The sequence below is a fragment of the Erythrobacter sp. QSSC1-22B genome (genome assembly GCF_001678665.1).
Lineage (GTDB): Bacteria > Pseudomonadota > Alphaproteobacteria > Sphingomonadales > Sphingomonadaceae > Qipengyuania.
On record NZ_LZRP01000023.1, the window covers coordinates 1 to 2,930 of the forward strand.

General features: G+C 59.9%; 1 protein-coding gene and 3 pseudogenes. 3 read left to right on the top strand and 1 reads right to left on the bottom strand.

Translation table 11 applies throughout. The annotated features are described in order from the left end of the window. Positions 1-695: pseudogene (locus tag A9995_RS17160) on the top strand (hypothetical protein); the annotation flags it as partial. Between the two features lie 222 nt (positions 696-917). Here A9995_RS17160 and A9995_RS17280 read toward each other — a convergent pair. Continuing rightward, a pseudogene (locus tag A9995_RS17280) lies at positions 918-1,136 on the bottom strand (hypothetical protein); the annotation flags it as partial. Positions 1,137-1,307: 171 nt separating this feature from the next. Between A9995_RS17280 and A9995_RS15615 the strand changes: the two are divergent. Both A9995_RS15615 and A9995_RS15620 read left to right on the top strand, forming a co-directional pair. After that, entirely contained in the window at positions 1,308-1,499 is a 192-nt protein-coding gene (locus A9995_RS15615; protein WP_067614717.1) for a hypothetical protein, read from the top strand. Between the two features lie 50 nt (positions 1,500-1,549). Next, positions 1,550-2,885 (top strand): annotated as a pseudogene (locus A9995_RS15620) (IS701 family transposase). The last annotated feature ends 45 nt before the right edge of the window (positions 2,886-2,930 follow it).

Sequence of the window (2,930 nt, forward strand, 5' to 3'; positions counted from 1 at the left end):
TTCCGTTTCCCCTGGTTAAGGTGCTGCGGCTTGCCACATTGCATGAAGATGCGCTTGCCGCCTTTGCCAAGGATAAGATCGGCATGGAGACGGCGCAGGCGCTGACCCTGACCGAGGATTGTGCCAAGCAGATCGAGGCGCTCAATCAATATGGCAACAGCGCGCATCAGATACGCCGGTTCCTGACGCAGGAGACAATCGCCAGCGATCACCGCTATTTCGTATTCGTTGGGCATGAAAGCTATGCCGCAGCGGGCGGAAGCATGACGGCGGATCTGTTTGCCGATGACGGCGAAGGCTATTTGCGGGCGCTGCCTGCCGACGAAAAGGCGGCGCTACTGGCGTTGCTGGTCGCGGGCCAGATCAACGGCACCGTGCCGAAGGGCGGCGGGACCGATCAGCGCAATGTCCGCTTCGAGCAAATCGCCATGTATTCGGGTGCCGACATGGCCGAAAAGTGGGAAGCGCCGCTCGCTTTCTACGAGAAGCTGCGCAAGCCCGTCTTGCTCAAATTACTGGACAAGCATGTCGGCAAGGGAGCCGCCGTGAATTGTGCGAAGATGAAGAAGTCCGAGCTTGCCGCCGAGGTAGCAAAGCGACTGAGCGGACGGGGCTGGATACCCGCGCCGCTGGCGATTGCCGCTGCCCAAGCCAACGAACCGGAAGCGCAGAGGCCGGAAGCTCTGGCAGCCTAGACGATGCCGACGGGGAGACGACCCCCGCCCCGCTATTCATGGCGATCACGTAAATTTCTGGTAGTATGTAAATGCAATTTTTGAAAATGGTTAAGCGCGGAACGTTAACCAATGGCTGAAACTGGGTCGTTAGTTCTAAGTCCGTTTTCCGGTGCGAAGGCCAGCAAAGCTGCCATCCACCCGGTATCACAACCGTTCGGTTGTGACACCGGTGAGTCAGCCTCAATTACCTTGTTGGTAACTGCCGGGCCGCTTTAGTGGGCTAAGTTCATCGGTATAGAAGTAATTGGCACATTCGTGTGGCTGGAAGATGTCGACGAGCTTGCCGATCAGGTCCCACAGGCCGCTGACGGTCCGCTCACCCACCTTGCGCAACATGGCTTTGAGCCGGGAGAAGGCCTTCTCGATTGGATTGAAGTCGGGGGTGTAGGGTGGAAGGAAGCGCTACTGGCGTTGCTGGTCGCGGGCCAGATCAACGGCACCGTGCCGAGCAACGGCGGGACCGATCAGCGCAATGTCCGCTTCGAGCAAATCGCCATGCATTCGAGTGCCGACATGGCCGAAAAGTGGCAAGCGCCGATCGCTTTCTACGAGTAGCTGCGCAAACCCGTCTTGCCGAAACTGCTGGACGAGAATGTCGGGAATGGAGCCGCCGAGAATTGTGCGAAGATGAAGAAGGCCGATCTTGCCGCCGAGGTCATACAGCGAATGAGCGGTCTGGGCTGGATACCCGCGCCGCTGGCAATTGCCGCTGCGCAGGCCGACGAACCGGAAGCGCAGAGGCCGGAAGCTCTGGCAGCCTAGCACTACTTTGGCAGAAATGTGATTTTTAGGATTCCCAAGCGAAGAAATCCCTGATTCATGGGGAGCCAGCTATTACGGGAGCTGGCGATGGCAGAGGATTGGCGGAAAGATCTGGAAACGTGGCTTGCGCCATTTCTGAAGGCTTTGCGGCACAAGACACGCATGCGTGTGTGCCCGGCCTACATTGCAGGACTGATTGGCCCCGGTGACCGCAAGAGTGTGCAGCCGATGGCGGCTCGTGGTGGTGAGTTTGGCTATGACCAACTCCATCATTTCGTCGCCGACGGGGTATGGGACAGTGCGCCACTTGAGGCTGTTCTTTTGAAGGAGGCCGACCATCTGGTAGGAGACGAGTCTGGATATCTGGTCATCGATGACACGGCGTTACCGAAGAAGGGGCGACACTCGGTTGGTGTGGCCGCGCAATATGCCTCGTCGCTCGGCAAGACGTCCAACTGCCAGTCGCTAGTGTCGGTGACCCTGGCTTCGCGCGAGGTGCCGGTAATGGTGGGCCTGCGGCTCTTCCTGCCCGAGAGATGGACGGACGATGCCGAGCGCATTACCAGGGCGCGAGTGCCGCTGGATCGACAGAAGGCTCTGACGAAGCCCGAGATCGCGATCGAGGAGATCGACCGAGTTATTGCCGCCGGAGCGCGGTTCGGATGCGTGCTTGCCGACGCTGGGTATGGATCAAGCGGCCCTTTCCGCCAGGCGTTGAGCGAGCGCGGCCTACTGTGGGCGGTCGGGCTTTCGCGACGCCAGAACGTCTACCCGGCCGATGTTGGCCTGATCTTCCCGATCGCCAAGACCGGCAGGCGCCGCCAGTACCACATGCCCGACCGGCCACCGGTATCCACTGAGACGATGCTGTCCGGCGAGAGATGGAGGAAGATCAGCTGGCGGCGCGGCACCAAAGGCCGCCTGACCTGTCTCTTCGCGGCTCGCCGGGTCCGCATCGCGGAAGGTCATAAGCACCGGATGCAGGGCAACCGCATGCAATGCATGCCGGGTGACGAGGTCTGGCTTGTCGGCGAGCGGAGATCGACCGGAGAGCAGAAATATTACGTGTCAAACTTGCCCGCCGATGCCACGCTCAAAATGCTCGCTGCCGCGATCAAGGCGAGGTGGATCTGCGAACAAGCGCACCAGCAGCTCAAGGAAGAGCTCGGCCTCGACCACTTCGAAGGCAGATCCTGGACCGGATTACACCGACATGCCTTGATGACGATGATCGCCTACGCCTTCCTCCAGTCCCGCCGCCTCAAGGCAGCGGGACGGAAAAAAAAGAGTCGGAGGGCCGCCGCCACAACCCAGTATGCCAGCGATCAGACAGGCCATCCTCGACTTCTTCACACGGCCTCCAATCCGACGGTGCCCACACTGTGAGAAACCTCTTAACGAACCCGTCAATCCAAATGTGCCAAAGTAGTG